This is a genomic window from Deinococcus actinosclerus, assembly GCF_001507665.1.
GTDB classification, from domain to species: domain Bacteria; phylum Deinococcota; class Deinococci; order Deinococcales; family Deinococcaceae; genus Deinococcus; species Deinococcus actinosclerus.
In genome coordinates this window covers 2,609,229-2,621,906 of record NZ_CP013910.1, presented here as the reverse complement: position 1 = coordinate 2,621,906, position 12,678 = coordinate 2,609,229, and the positions used below count along the sequence as shown (strand labels likewise).

The window sequence follows — 12,678 nt, the reverse complement described above, 5'->3', positions numbered from 1 at the left end:
GCGCCGCATACTGGAAGGGTAGAACCTCAAGTCAACTTGAGGTCAAGCCCAGGAGGCCACCCATGCCCACACCCCTCACGCCCGCCCAGCTCGCCGCCCGCAGCGGCCTGAGCGTTCCCACCCTCCACCACTACGAACGCGAGGGCCTGATCACCGCCGCGCGCACCGGTGGCAATCAGCGCCGCTACCCGCCCGACACGCTGCGCCGCCTCGCGTTCATCCGCGCCGCCGCCCGCGTGGGCGTGCCCCTCGCCGAGATCCGCGCCGCGCTCGACACCCTGCCCGGCGGCCGTCCCCCAGCGCGCAGGACTGGGCGGCCCTGTCCGCCACGTGGCGCGCCGCGCTGGACGCCCGCATCGCCACCCTGACCCGCCTGCGCGACGACCTCGACGGGTGCATCGCCTGCGGCTGCCTCAGCCTGGACCGCTGCGCGCTGCACAACCCCGGCGACGCGCTGGGCCGCACCCTGCCGGGCGGCAGTCAGCTGTAGGCCGCGCGGGCCGGGCGGTGCGGCCACGCGCCCAGCAGGACGCTCACGGCGATCAGGGCCAGGCCCGCCCACTGCGCGGCGCCCAGGTGCCGTCCGGCCAGCAGATCCAGCGTGAGGGCAGCCGCGGGACTCAGGCGGGTCAGTAGCGAAACCTGCACCGGGGACGTGTCGCGGATCCCCCGGAACCACAGCGCGTACGCCAGCGCCGTGCCCACCACGATCAGGTATGCCAGCCAGGGCAGCTGGGCGGGCGTCAGGGCGGGCAGCGGACCGTCAAGCCACCACGCGACCGGCACGAGCAGCAGGCCGCCCCAGCACAGCTGCCACGCGGTCAGGGCCAGCAGCGACGCGCCGGGTGGCGTCCCCCACGCCCCGGCCAGCAGATACCCGCCGGACGCGGCCACCACGCTGACCAGGCCGGTCAGGAGGCCCACCGCATCGGCCTGCACACCGGGCGAGAGCACCAGCAGGGCCACGCCCACCAGGCCCAGGCCGCCCGCCTGCAGGGCGGCGGGCTGGGGCGTCTGGCGCAGGGCGACGCGATTGAAGGCCAGGATCAGCAGCGGTCCCAGGGCCCCGAGGGTGGCGGCCAGACCTCCGCCCAGGTGGGCGGCGCTGATGAACAGCGTGCTGAAGAACAGACTGAAATTCAGAGCGCCCAGCAGCGCACTTTTCCACCACCACTCGCCGCGCGGCCACTGGCGGACGAGCAGCAGCAGGAGCAGGCCCGCGCCCAGGGCCCGCAGCGCGGCGGCGCTGGTCGGCCCGACCGGCTGGAGGTGCTCCAGCACGACGTAGCTGGTGCCCCAGCTGATGGGAGCGGCGGCGGCGAAGAGCAGGGGAGACAGACGCATACATATATTTTACATCTAAAATTTTTACATATAAAATAGATAGGCCATTTCCTATACTGACTGCGTGACCATCCTTGACCTGCTGGACCGCATCCGGCGCGACTGGCAGACCTGTGAGCCCGGGCTGGACACCTCGCCCATGCTCACCTTCATCACGCTGACGCGCGCGCAGGCCCTGCTGGACGAACACATCCGCGCCACCGCGCCACACGCCGACCTGACCGCCGCCACACGCGACCTCCTGTTCACCCTGCACCGCTCCGGCACCCCGGACGGCCTGACCCCCGGCGAACTGGCCGCGCTGCTGGCGGTCTCCCCGGCCAGCGTCACGGGCAGCCTCGACCGCCTGGAAGCGCGGGGCCTGCTGCGCCGCACGCCCGACGCCCAGGACCGCCGTGCCCAGCGCATCCACCTGACCGACGCCGGGCGGGACCTCGTCCGCCACCACCTGCCCGTCCACCTGCGCCGCGAGGAGGACCTGCTCAGCCCCCTGAACGCCGCTGAACGCCAGCAGCTTGAGCAGCTGCTGCGCCGCCTGATCGCGCACGCCGAGACCCGGCAGGCGTGACCTCGGCCTCACCCCTGCGCCCGGTCACGCCTGCCGACGCCGCCATCATCGCCGCGCACCGCTACCCGGACGCCCGCGACCTTGCCGAGCGGCCCGCATACGCCGCGTGGGTCGCGCAGGCCATCCAGGACGGGGGGTACCTGGGCTTCCTGCTTGAAGACGGGGCGGAGGTGATCGCCGGGGCGGGCGTGACCCTGCTGCACTGGGGGCCCACGCGGGGCGACCCGCAGCCGTGGCGGGCGCGGGTGGTGAACGTCTGGACGCACCCGGACTGGCGCCGCATCGGGCACGCCCGCACGCTGGTCACGGCTTGCCTGGACGCCGTGCGCGCGCGCGGGATCACGCGCGTCAGCCTGGGCAGCAGCGACATGGCCCGCTCGCTGTACGGAGCGCTGGGCTTCACAGCCAGCGCGCACGAGATGACCCGGACGCTCAGCGCCGCGCAGGCACAATGACCGCATGACCTCCTTCAAGCGTGCCTTCACGCAGGCCACCGCCCGGTACGGGCGCTTCAACCACGCCGCGCACCTGTTCGTGGCGTGGCAGCTGCTGCGTGACCGGCCTGCGCTGGCGGCCCTGGCGGAGTTCCGCGCCGGCCTGCGGGACCTGGCCGACCGGATGGGCCTCCAGGACAAGTACAGCGAGACGCAGACGGTCGCGTGGATCCTCGCGGTGCTCGACCACCTGGACCGCACTGGCACCAGCAGCGAGGACTGGGACGCCTTCGGGGCCCGCTGCCCGGCGCTGTTCGACCCCGCGTACCTGCACGCCTTCTACCCGCCCGACGTCCTGAACAGTCCGGCGGCGCGGACGCACTTCCGGCCACCGGAACGGCTGGACACGTGAACCGCGCCGCCCGGACGTGGGGCGGCGCGGTTCAGTCGGGCTGGATCACACGTCGAAGCTCCGGATCACACGTCGAAGCTGTAGTCGCTCCACCACATCTTCACGATGGCCGGCTGCTGGCTGTTGTAGCGCACGGTGTGCACCGAGCGGCTGCTGCTGTAGATGGACAGGTAGTACGTGTCGCCGGACTGATCCGTGAACGCGAGGTACATGCTGCCGCTGCCGAAGCCGCTGGGGCCCTGGGCGTCCACGTTCACGACGTAGTCGTAGATGCCGGGCGAACCGGTCAGGGTGATGCCGTACACCTTGGCGCCGCCGTTGGCGACCATGCAGGTGGACAGGTCGGTGTTGCCGTCGATGGCGGCGGCCTCGTTGGGCTGCATGCCGCGGGCAGAGGTCACGGCGTTGGGTTGGCCTTTGGTGGAGGATTCGCCGCAGGAACCGGTGAAGTTGGCAAGGGGATAGTTCGTCATGGGCTGCCTTCGCGTCACGGCGTGACGACTTTCGGTGGGGAAGACGGAGGGGAAATCGGCGGTGCGCGGCGCGGCGTGGGGGGCGGGCCGGCCCGGGTTCCGGCCCCCTTCCATTGCCGCTCAGGCACGCGGTCAGTGTGCGCCCGGGGGCGTTAACGAGGCGTTACGCTGCGCGGGTGCAGAGACGTGCCGTGTGGGCCTGGGTGCTGGGGGCCGGACTGGGGTGGGCGTCGGCCCTGACCCCCGCCGAGTCGGCCGCCGCGCAGCGGCTGGTGGCGGCGTACCCGGCGTTCCTGCGGGGCGTGGAGGGCGGCGCGCTCGTGTGGCGCGACGGCACGCGCATGCCCCTGACCCGCAGCGCGGCCACCACCTACCCGGGGCGACTGGACGCGCCGGGCCTGCTCGATCAGCTGGACGCCGCGTACCCGGCGTGCGCGCCCGTGGCGCCTCCTGCGTACCTGAGCGACCCGGGGCGCGTGCGCTTCGAGCCTCTGCTGCGGAAGATGTACGGCGCGTCCGAGGCCGCCGTGCGCGCGAACCTCGTGACCGTGGACTGGTTCGGGCAGCCCCTGCGGGTCACGCGCGTGAACGGGGCGGCCGACTCCCTGCGGGCGGTCGCGAAGGAACTGACGGCGCACCCGGAGTGGCGCGCGTTCCTCACGCCCAGTGCGGGCACGTTCCTGTGGCGCGCGGTGGCGGGCACGCCCCGGCGCAGCGTTCACTCGTTCGGCGCGGCCATCGACCTGAACACCACCCGCGCCACGTACTGGCAGTGGAGCGGCTTCCACGAGGGGCAGCGCGGCATTCCCTGGCACAACCAGTTCCCGGCGGGGCTGGTGCACACCTTCGAGCGGCGCGGCTGGATCTGGGGTGGGCGCTGGTACCACCTCGACACCATGCACTTCGAGTACCGCCCGGAACTCACGGGAGCGTGCGCCGCCGGGCGCTGAGTGGCCCGGTGAGGGGACGCCTTCCTAGTCCTGAGCGCGGGGTTTCCCGCCCCATGACGGTATCCTGCGTGTCATGGCGTATCAGGCGGTCATTGGTCTGGAAGTTCACCTGCAGCTGAAGACGAAATCGAAGATCTTCAGTGCGTGCCCGCAGGAGTATCACGGCGCGGAGCCGAATTCGTTCACGGATCCGTTCACGCTGGGGCTGCCCGGCACCCTGCCGACCCTGAACCGCGAGGCGGTGGAACTCGCCATGATGTTCGGCCTGGGCCTGAACTGCGACGTCTCGGGCTTCACGCAGTTCCACCGGAAGAACTACTTCTACCCGGACGCCCCGAAGAACTTCCAGCTCTCGCAGTACGACCGGCCCATCGCGCGCGACGGGTTCCTGGACGTGACGCTGGAAGACGGCAGCACGCACCGCGTCCGTATCAAGCGCGCGCACCTGGAGGACGACGCGGGGAAACTCACGCACCCCACGTACGCGCCGTACTCGATGCTGGACCTGAACCGCGCCGGGTCCAGCCTGCTGGAGATGGTCACCGAGGCCGACATCGTGAGCGCCGAGCAGGCCCGCGCGTTCCTGGAGAGCGTGCAGGCCATCGCGCAGGCGCTGGGCGTCAGCGACGCGGCGCCCGAGGAAGGCAAGATGCGCTGCGACGTGAACCTCAGCCTGCATAAGCCCGGCGAGCCGTGGGGCACGAAATGCGAGGTGAAGAACCTCAACTCGTTCCGCTCGGTGGCGCGCGCCATCGAGTTCGAAACGGCCCGGCAGGCGCGCATCCTGGACGCCGGGGGACGCATCACGCAGGACACCCTCGGCTGGGACGAGGGCGGGCAGAAGACGTTCCTGATGCGCACCAAGGAGGGCGAGGCCGACTACCGCTACTTCCCCGAGCCGGACCTGCCGCCGCTGGACATCACGCCCGAGTGGATCGCGCGCGTCCGCGAGCGGATGCCCGAGCTGCCCGCGCAGAAGCTGGAGCGCTACCTCGCGGCGGGCGTGCGCGCGGCGGACGCGCAGACCCTGAGCCTCAGCGTGCCGCTGTCGCGCTTCTTCGACGAGGCGCTGACCGCGCAGCCCCGGCCCGAGGCCCAGAAAGTGGATGCGCAGAAACTGGCGAACTGGCTGCTGGGCGACGTGTCCGGCCTGCTCGCCGCGCGCGAGGAGACGCTGGACGGCAGCGCCCTGCGGCCCGCGCACCTCGCCGCGCTCGTGGGCCTGATCGACGCGGGCACCATCAGCGGCAAGATCGCCAAGGACCTGCTGCCCGATGTGCTCGCCGGGCACGACCCCGCCGCCCTGGTGCAGGAACGCGGCCTGAGCGTCGTGACCGACACGGCGGCCATCGACGCGGCCATCGACGCCGCGATGGCCGCCGACCCCGCTACCGTGGAGAAGGTGCGTGGCGGGAACGCGAAGGCCATGAACGCGCTGTTCGGTCCGGTCATGAAGGCCATGGGCGGGCAGGCCAAGCCGGAGGTGGTGCGTGAGCGCCTGACCGCGAAACTGGGCCTGTCGTGACCTCCGGGCCCATGACCCCAGGGCGCTGGAGGTCGGCGGCGCTGGCCGCCCTGTGGACGCTGGTCGCCGCCACCCTCGCGCTGGGTGCGTACAGCCTGTGGCGCGCCGGCGTCACCGATCAGTTCGCGTGGCTGGCGACCCTGCGCGCGCTGCTGGCCGCCGTGGTCCTCGTGTGGTGGACGCAGCTCCTGGCCCGCTACACCCAGGCACAGCCCACCCCGGACGGGGACGGCGTGCTGCGCTCCCTGCGCGCCCTCTTCCCCTGGCTCACCTCGCTGCGGATGGCGCTGTGGGCCCTGAGCGCCCTGGCGTACCTGTCCGGCGCCCTGGACGCCAACCCGGTCGCGCTGACCGCCATCGCCACCATCGAACTGGGGTTCATCCTGGCGAAGAACGCCGTGTACGGCAGTCTCGTGCGCGCCGCGCCGCACCCGGAGGACCTACTGGCCCGCGCGCGGCTGCTGTCGTGGCTGAACGTGGCCGCGCCCCTGAGCCTCGCCCTGGGCGTCGTGAACGTCGTGCCGGTCGCGGGGCTGGCGGGCGCCCCCGACGCGGTCAGCCTGACCGTGTACGGCCTGCACGCCCTGCTCGACGTGGCGGCAACCCTGCTGGCCCTGAAGGCCGTGCAGACCGCCCCGCAGCCCCGCCCGGCCTGATCCTGACGGGAGACGGCGCGGCCCCCGGAACCTGGGGGCCGCGCCGTCCTGTGAATGAGGGTTACGCGCTGAGCGGCAGCACCACCGCGCGGGCCTTCTCGCCGTCCGCATGCGGCCGCAGCGTCAGGACCAGCAGCGTCGTGTCGGGCCGCAGCAGGTACGGCAGCCACGAGTGGTTCAGGGAGGCCAGGGCGCGCGGCGCCTCGGCCGCGGGGATGCCGCGCAGCACCAGCACCGCGCGGGTGGCCCCGGCGTCGCTGTACAGGTCGGCCGCGCCGTGCCGGTCGTCGCCGGAAGGGGAACGGAATTCGAATTGATGGTTGCGCCTCAGCAGGTGCATGGGGGTCTCCTTGAAACTGACTTGGATGCCATCAGCGTACGGGGTCACGCGGTGGCCTTTGTCCCCACCGCGGGGCAGTTGTCCAACATGTCTGTCCCGCGCAGCATGCCCCCCCAGGGTCAAACGGGTGTGAAAACCCCGTGTGCCCCATGTGTTCCCCCTACACTGACCGGCGTGACCCTGCCCGTCAGCGAACTGCTGCGCGAGTACCAGGAGTACGTGCTCGCCTACCGCCTGCGCCGCGCCGTGGGCGGCCGCGTCACGCCGCCCGGCGAGCAGCTGCGCCTGCACGAGTACGCCGCGCTGCGCCTGGAACGCCAGGACCTCGCCCGCTCGCTGGTGCGGCGCGGCCTGGACGGCACGCACATGCGCCGCCTGGACACCCTGAGCGACCAGCTGATGTTCGGCTTCTGGCTGAACCCCTCGGAGGTCGCCGCGTTCCTGCGCGCCGCGATCCGCGAGGGCAGCCACCCCGCGCTGGGCGACCCGGCGGCGTTCGCGCGGCTCCTGACGCCCGCCGAGCAGGCGCGGCTCGGGGCAGGCGGCGTGGCGCAGGTGTGCGCGCACCACATCGCCTGCTTCGCGCTGGCCGCGCCGATGCTCGACCCGGACGGCCTGAACGCCGCGTGGCAGCGGATCGAGGCGACCCGCCCGCCCCTCTTCCTGGACGAGTTGCAGCAGCCCGCCCCGTAGAGGCTCACCCGACCAGGAGTCCGGCTGTTTCGTTCCCAGCCCGGAAGAACGCCGGGTGGCGAACTCCACGCCCGGACACCGTCACTCTCGTGCTCACTCTGCCGGGCAGCTCTCCGAGTCCGCTCGGACTGACAGGTCGGCCAACCTGTCAACCCGCGTGCACATGAGGCAGCGCCGCGCCGCGCGGCGTGATTCACTCGCCGCATGACCGCTGCGTTCGGAACGGCCCTGCTCGGCGCGCTGCGCACCCTGCTGCCCCGCGCCTGCCCCGGCTGCGGCGCGCAGCTCGGGGCGCACGCCGGACTGTGCCCCGCCTGCCGCGCCGCCCTGCGCCCCCAGGTGCAGGCCCACAGTCCCCTGCGCGCCCACCCGGAGCCGCACCTCGTGACGCTCGGGACCTACAGCGGCGTGCGCCGGCGCGCCGTGCGGGAACTGAAATTCGCGCAGGCCCGCGACCTCGCCCGCGTCCTCGGGGAGACCCTCGCCACCGGCGTGCCCGACACCTGGAACGTGCAGGCGGTCATCCCGGTGCCGCTGCATCCCACCCGGCAGCGCGAACGCGGCTTCAACCAGTCGGAACTGCTGGGCCGCGCCCTGGCCGGCGCCCTGGCGGTGCCGTGCGTGCCCGCCCTGACCCGCACCCGCGCTGGCGCGCAGCAGGCCCGGCGTCACGGCGCGCAGCGCGAGGACCTCCACGGGGCCTTCCGCGCCCACGAGGGCTTCCTGCCCACCGGCGCGGTGCTGCTGATCGACGACGTGCTCACCACCACATCGCCACTCATGCACTGGCTACGACGGGTCTAGCGCCAGCGTGATCTCGCCGCCGGGCGCCACGCGCACCAGCAGACCCAGGCGGCCGGCGGCCTGGTGCAGGTCTCCCAGCTCCAGCGCCTCGGCCAGGGCGCGTTGCAGATGACCGGCGTCCGCCACCGGCTCAGGCTGTCCACCTTCGGCCAGGGCGAGCAGGCGGGCCCGCTGGGCCAGGAGGGTGGCTTTGGTCTCCGCGTACTCGTCCTCCGTGTCAATGCCGCGCAGGTAGGCGTTGCGCGCCTTGGTCAGCTGCGCGTCGATGTCGTGCACGGCCTTGTCGGTGTCGATGGGGCGCGAGGTGGGCGTGACGACCATGCTCGCCAGCTGCGCGGGCTGACGCGCCAGGCGTTCCAGTTCAGCCTGCACTGCGCCGTGCACGTCGACGGCCGGGTAGAACTTCCGGTGCGTGCAGCCCTTGCGGTGGCGCATCAGGGCTGGGTCGCCACAGGCGTAGTAAACGTACCCGGCGTTCCGGGTGTCAGGCCCGCCTGGGCGCCGGCCCACCATGGCCGCCCCGCACTCGGCGCACCGGATGCGGCCGGTCAGGGAGAACAGGTCGGTGCGGCTGCCCCGGCGGCCTGCGCCGCTGCGGCGGTAGTCGATGGCGCGCTGGACGGCGTACCACGTCTCGTCATCCACGATGCGGGGGCAGGGGCAGCTGATGGCGTCCGGGTGGGCGCGGCGGGTGCGGCGGTCCCGGCCGTACAGGTACTCGCCCCGGTAGACGCTGTTCCGGAGGATCTTCAGCACCTGGTCCCGGTTCCACTTGGGGTGGCCGGCACTGCTGGGCACGCCGAGGCGTTGCAGTTCGTTCATGATCTCGTGCGTGCCGGTCACGAGGGCCTGCTGGTACATCCACCGCACCCACTGCGCCTGCTCTTCGAACACCTCGCCGTTCTGGTACCCGTAGCAGCGCAGGGGCGCGAGCGGCTGGCCGTTGCGGACCTTCTGCTTCTTGCCTTCGGTGAGGCGGCGGACGATGCGCCGGCGTTCTGAATCGGCGAGGAGGGCGTGGAGACCGAACGCCGTGGCTTGGCCGTCATCGTTGAAACTGAGCTTGCCTTCAGTGCTGCTGTGGAGTTCAGCGCCGGTGTCTGCGATCTCCTGGGCCAGGCCGTAAGCGATGGGGACGGTACGGGCCAAGCGGTCCACGCTGAAGATGATGACGGCGTGGTACGCGGGAAGGTCCGCGAGCAGGCGAGAGAAGGCCGCGCGTTTACTTGTGGTGCCTGTGATGACGTCCTGGTAGACCTGCTTGACCTCGAAACCGGCGCGCTTCGCGTAGCTTCGGCAGGCATCTTCTTGCAACTCCAGGCCGTACTTGTCGGTCGCGGCCTGACCTTCTGTCGAGACCCGCAGGTAGATGGCGGCGCTTAAGGGACGTGCTTCCATGATTTTCCTTTGGATGGTCCCAAGGCGCTGACGCGCGTGCAGCCGATGGCGAGACGAATCATCATGGACTCCCAGCAGACATGAGCGGTGTCACCCTACTGGCTTCAGGGTGACACCGCTGGGCTCGGCTTACTTTTTGGAAGCCGGGGTCGTAGGTTCTTTCAGAACTGCTTTGGCTATTCTGGCTGCGGCTTCGCGCATGCCTTGAGTAATTCCGGGCTCCGATCGACGCGAGTCGATGATGTATCGCCCTATTGGTGTTGTGACGACCGTGGGGTTTGCGGTCTTGCTCGGCATTGGAACCTCCGCGTCTCGTCTGGGTGCGAGACAGATTTGAGCTGATTTGAGTGTAGTGCAGCTTCATGACACGGGTCTTAATCCTGCGGCCCTTCATCCTCCTCTCTCCTTGCGGAAGAGTCGGGGGTCACCAAGGCATAAGGCCAATGACGAAAGGACGGGACGACAGTAGCCTCCAGCGTCACGCACGCTTTCCTCGGAGACGAAGGCTTGAGGAAACGGACTGTCAACGTTGACGACACCTATGACCGAGCCGTCTAGGCCGCGTATGGGGAGATTCACAACGGACCGGTAGCCGCGGTCCCCAGGGTTCCCGTGATGAACCACGTCCTCGGTGTAGATCACTCGTGCAGTTTTAAAAGCAACGGCTGCTCCCCATGCGTCACTGGAAAGATCAATCTCTCGAGGAAGCGGATTGCTACGTCCGTTGCCGCCGGGTTCAATGCAAACCAACCATAATCGCCGTTGGTCAGCGCTAGGCACGGCTAAGTTGGCGCTGAATGCCCCTTCATGGTCCTGATAGAACGCATCAAAGATTGCTATGATCGCCCGAAGGTAGGAGTAGATAGCTTCGGTGCCGACGTACTCATCTCGCCTGAACCGCATAGGCTGTAATTGGCGGTTGGCATTATCCATCCCGTCCTCGTGGTGCTGACTGACAGTCTTCCAATGGTTGAGGACGGTAAGCCCCGCTTTTATGGCAGCCTTTTCCGCTAAGTCAGTGGCTTCCTGCTCGGCCACTGCCAGTTGCGCTTCTAATCGTTGCTTACTTGCTTTTTCTCGGAGATCCAGACCGCTCTTCAATGTCTTGGTAAAGCCGACATAGATCGCAATTGTAAAAGCCGAAAGGTAAATAGAAGGCATCTGCGCAGAGAGCTGATGACTAGCCGCATACCAAGCGAGCACTCCTGAGAGAATTGGGGAAATGATGTCAGCGCTGGCGATGAAATTGCTGGTCATCCGTCGGCGGGTGGGTCCGGCTTGCGTTCTTTCTAGAAAACCCGACCAGCGTCCAACCTGGACAGAAGGTGGATCAGTAGGCGTAAGCGTCATATTGAGCCACATCGCAAACGCGACCAGCGTTTGCCATTGATAGGAGGGGAGAGGGGAGCCGCATACTCGCGCAGCCGATCGCAGGACGGGTCATTTCAGCTTCATCAGCGCGGATTTGTACTTCGCGGCTTTCGCGTCGCTGAGTTCCCCGTTGATCTGCACGACGATGTTCTTGTAGACGAACACGTGGGAGTAGAGCATGGCACTCTCTTCTCCCAGAGACGTGTAGTACCGCGCCAGCTTGGTGCGCTGAGCTGTGTTCGGGACATCAAACACCCGGCCCCCTGATCCCTCGCCAAGACTGGGGATCAGAAAGCGGACCCCCTTCCCGACGAGCGGGGCCATGCCGTACCCGTCCCGGGTGATAGGGGTGGGCTTGGATGCTTCCAGCCCCGCCTTCTGGAACGCCGTGATGACCTGCTGGGTGGTGATGGCGGAAGCAGTAGAGGAGAGCAGAACGGCGAGCATCAGCAACTTCTTCATGACGTCTCCTTAGGCACCTGAGCGGTAAGCCTCAGGTATGGCACGTCCTGCTGCGTGTTGTTGCCTCACGTGAGCGGTCACTGTCCTACACGGCCAGCACGGCGAGCGTGCGGTGCCGGGCAGAGGGGAGGGAGAGGAGCCGCGCACCTGGGAGAGCCGCCGCTATGTCCGGGAGGCGCTGGTGCCGGTGCAGGCGGTTGTACGGGTCGGTGCTGGCGAGGTCGGCGATGTACGCGCCGCTGGTCACGAGTGTGGTCACGCCGGCCTGCTGGGCGTACGTGAAGCGGCGCAGCGCGGCGGGGAGACTCACCCCGGCGATCTTCTGGATGAGCAACCTCGTTTAGGGCTCTCGCTATGACCTGTTCAATGGTTCCCAGAGAGCAAAAAATGGAGACGGTATGGCTAGATACCGTCTCCATCACAGTTTAGGCCGACGAGCCGTCATCCGTCAGCTTCACCGCTGGGCCAAACGGTATTTCAGTGACCTCAAGCGGTGTTCGCACCAGAAATTGAGTGACGCCCTGCTGGTCGCCCTGTTGCTCAGCCGACTGGTCTTCAAACATCCATTCCCGTCCATCTGGTGGAACATCCTGAGGGAAGATCGACACGATCTTCCCTCCTACACGCAGGCGTATACACGGGGACAGCGATTGCTTGAACGACTTGAAGCGGTCGCCACCCCGTCACAGTCCTGCACGGAAGTGATCGTTGATTCCATGCCTCTGCCCGTCTGCCGACCCAAACGGGGGAAGCGGTGTTCGTTTCCCGGTGCTCGTTGGGGTTACGGCACGCAGGGAGACGTCTACGGATACAAGTTGCACGCGTGGGTCACCGCTTCAGGTGCCATCGTGCAGTATCTGATCCGACCAGCCAATTTGCACGATACGACCGTAAGCTACGAGCTCAACCGGCGGTGGCCCGACTTCGGCGGGCCACGCATCATCGGTGATAAGGGGTACTGCTGCCTGGGCTACGTGTTCCCACCGAAGAGTAATACCCGGTATGACACGGGGTGGCGGCCAGGCCGACACCCTCGACTGCGAAAACGCATTGAAACGGTGTTCTCTGGTTTGGTCGAGGCTCAGATTCGCTCCGTGCAGACGAAAACGTTGCGGTCGCTCCGTCTCCGTGTCGTCCTAGCCATACTCGCTCACAACCTTGCCCAACCCTAAACGGCGTGAGCAGGATGGTCTCGGGGTGCTGCCCGTACGTGTCGAGCGCGTGGCGGATCATGACGTCCGGCATGAC

18 protein-coding genes are annotated in these 12,678 nt (G+C 68.7%); 11 read left to right on the top strand and 7 right to left on the bottom strand.

Translation table 11 applies throughout. The features are described 5' to 3' along the window. Window positions 1-62 precede the first annotated feature (62 nt). Both AUC44_RS12780 and AUC44_RS17115 read left to right on the top strand, forming a co-directional pair. Window positions 63-368, top strand: coding sequence for a MerR family transcriptional regulator (locus AUC44_RS12780; RefSeq protein ID WP_231724442.1), 306 nt, complete (start codon window positions 63-65; stop codon window positions 366-368). Next, entirely contained in the window at window positions 320-490 is a 171-nt protein-coding gene (locus AUC44_RS17115; protein WP_231724593.1) for a MerR family transcriptional regulator, read from the top strand. The genes AUC44_RS12780 and AUC44_RS17115 overlap by 49 nt, the downstream gene beginning before the upstream one ends. On the opposite strand, the gene AUC44_RS12775 is transcribed toward AUC44_RS17115, so the two are convergent. Then, window positions 481-1,344: an EamA family transporter gene (locus AUC44_RS12775; RefSeq protein ID WP_062159095.1), complete on the bottom strand. Its 864-nt coding sequence runs from the start codon at window positions 1,342-1,344 to the stop codon at window positions 481-483. The two genes, AUC44_RS17115 and AUC44_RS12775, sit on opposite strands and share 10 nt — an antisense overlap. Before the next feature lie 64 nt (window positions 1,345-1,408). Between AUC44_RS12775 and AUC44_RS12770 the strand changes: the two genes are divergently transcribed. The 3 genes from AUC44_RS12770 to AUC44_RS12760 are packed head-to-tail and all read left to right on the top strand — an operon-like array spanning window position 1,409 to window position 2,758. Then, a complete protein-coding gene (locus AUC44_RS12770) occupies window positions 1,409-1,912 on the top strand; it encodes a MarR family winged helix-turn-helix transcriptional regulator (protein WP_231724441.1) in 504 nt (167 codons plus the stop codon). After that, window positions 1,909-2,367, top strand: a complete 459-nt coding sequence (locus tag AUC44_RS12765) for a GNAT family N-acetyltransferase (RefSeq protein WP_231724440.1) — start codon at window positions 1,909-1,911, stop codon at window positions 2,365-2,367. The genes AUC44_RS12770 and AUC44_RS12765 overlap by 4 nt, the downstream gene beginning before the upstream one ends. 4 nt (window positions 2,368-2,371) lie before the next feature. Then, a complete protein-coding gene (locus tag AUC44_RS12760) occupies window positions 2,372-2,758 on the top strand; it encodes a hypothetical protein (RefSeq protein WP_062159094.1) in 387 nt (128 codons plus the stop codon). A 65-nt stretch (window positions 2,759-2,823) separates the two neighbouring features. On the opposite strand, the gene AUC44_RS12755 is transcribed toward AUC44_RS12760, so the two are convergent. After that, the gene (locus AUC44_RS12755) at window positions 2,824-3,231 is read right to left on the bottom strand and encodes a hypothetical protein (protein ID WP_155299194.1); all 408 of its coding nucleotides are present in this window, start codon (window positions 3,229-3,231) and stop codon (window positions 2,824-2,826) included. Between the two features lie 176 nt (window positions 3,232-3,407). Between AUC44_RS12755 and AUC44_RS12750 the strand changes: the two genes are divergently transcribed. From AUC44_RS12750 to AUC44_RS12740, 3 genes are all read left to right on the top strand, one after another. Continuing rightward, entirely contained in the window at window positions 3,408-4,181 is a 774-nt protein-coding gene (locus AUC44_RS12750; protein ID WP_157445372.1) for a M15 family metallopeptidase, read from the top strand. Window positions 4,182-4,254: 73 nt separating this feature from the next. After that, window positions 4,255-5,706 (top strand): Asp-tRNA(Asn)/Glu-tRNA(Gln) amidotransferase subunit GatB, encoded by a 1,452-nt coding sequence (gene gatB, locus AUC44_RS12745; protein WP_062159091.1) that lies wholly within the window; start codon window positions 4,255-4,257, stop codon window positions 5,704-5,706. 11 nt (window positions 5,707-5,717) lie between these two features. Next, the gene (locus AUC44_RS12740) at window positions 5,718-6,362 is read left to right on the top strand and encodes a hypothetical protein (protein ID WP_062159842.1); all 645 of its coding nucleotides are present in this window, start codon (window positions 5,718-5,720) and stop codon (window positions 6,360-6,362) included. 61 nt (window positions 6,363-6,423) lie between these two features. Here the strand turns inward: AUC44_RS12740 and AUC44_RS12735 are convergent, their stop codons facing one another. After that, window positions 6,424-6,702 carry a hypothetical protein gene (locus AUC44_RS12735; protein ID WP_062159090.1) on the bottom strand — a complete coding sequence of 93 codons (279 nt, stop codon included), beginning with the start codon at window positions 6,700-6,702 and terminating at the stop codon, window positions 6,424-6,426. A gap of 174 nt (window positions 6,703-6,876) precedes the next feature. Here AUC44_RS12735 and AUC44_RS12730 point away from each other — a divergent pair, with 174 nt between their 5' ends. Further along, window positions 6,877-7,395, top strand: coding sequence for a hypothetical protein (locus tag AUC44_RS12730; RefSeq protein ID WP_335338668.1), 519 nt, complete (start codon window positions 6,877-6,879; stop codon window positions 7,393-7,395). Window positions 7,396-7,599: 204 nt separating this feature from the next. Then, on the top strand, window positions 7,600-8,199 hold the full coding sequence (locus AUC44_RS12725; RefSeq protein ID WP_062159089.1) for a ComF family protein: 600 nt from the start codon (window positions 7,600-7,602) through the stop codon (window positions 8,197-8,199). Here the strand turns inward: AUC44_RS12725 and AUC44_RS12720 are convergent. From AUC44_RS12720 to AUC44_RS12710, 4 genes are all read right to left on the bottom strand, one after another. After that, the gene (locus AUC44_RS12720; RefSeq protein WP_062159088.1) at window positions 8,185-9,597 is read right to left on the bottom strand and encodes a recombinase family protein; all 1,413 of its coding nucleotides are present in this window, start codon (window positions 9,595-9,597) and stop codon (window positions 8,185-8,187) included. The two genes, AUC44_RS12725 and AUC44_RS12720, sit on opposite strands and share 15 nt — an antisense overlap. A 390-nt stretch (window positions 9,598-9,987) precedes the next feature. Beyond that, entirely contained in the window at window positions 9,988-10,854 is an 867-nt protein-coding gene (locus AUC44_RS16645) for a hypothetical protein (protein ID WP_157445371.1), read from the bottom strand. 183 nt (window positions 10,855-11,037) lie between these two features. Continuing rightward, the gene (locus tag AUC44_RS12715; RefSeq protein WP_062159087.1) at window positions 11,038-11,430 is read right to left on the bottom strand and encodes a hypothetical protein; all 393 of its coding nucleotides are present in this window, start codon (window positions 11,428-11,430) and stop codon (window positions 11,038-11,040) included. A gap of 85 nt (window positions 11,431-11,515) precedes the next feature. Further along, a complete protein-coding gene (locus AUC44_RS12710; protein WP_157445370.1) occupies window positions 11,516-11,740 on the bottom strand; it encodes a hypothetical protein in 225 nt (74 codons plus the stop codon). Window positions 11,741-11,828: 88 nt separating this feature from the next. On the opposite strand from AUC44_RS12710, the gene AUC44_RS16280 reads away from it, so the two are divergent. Beyond that, on the top strand, window positions 11,829-12,602 hold the full coding sequence (locus AUC44_RS16280; protein ID WP_082688957.1) for an IS982 family transposase: 774 nt from the start codon (window positions 11,829-11,831) through the stop codon (window positions 12,600-12,602). Window positions 12,603-12,678: the final 76 nt, after the last annotated feature.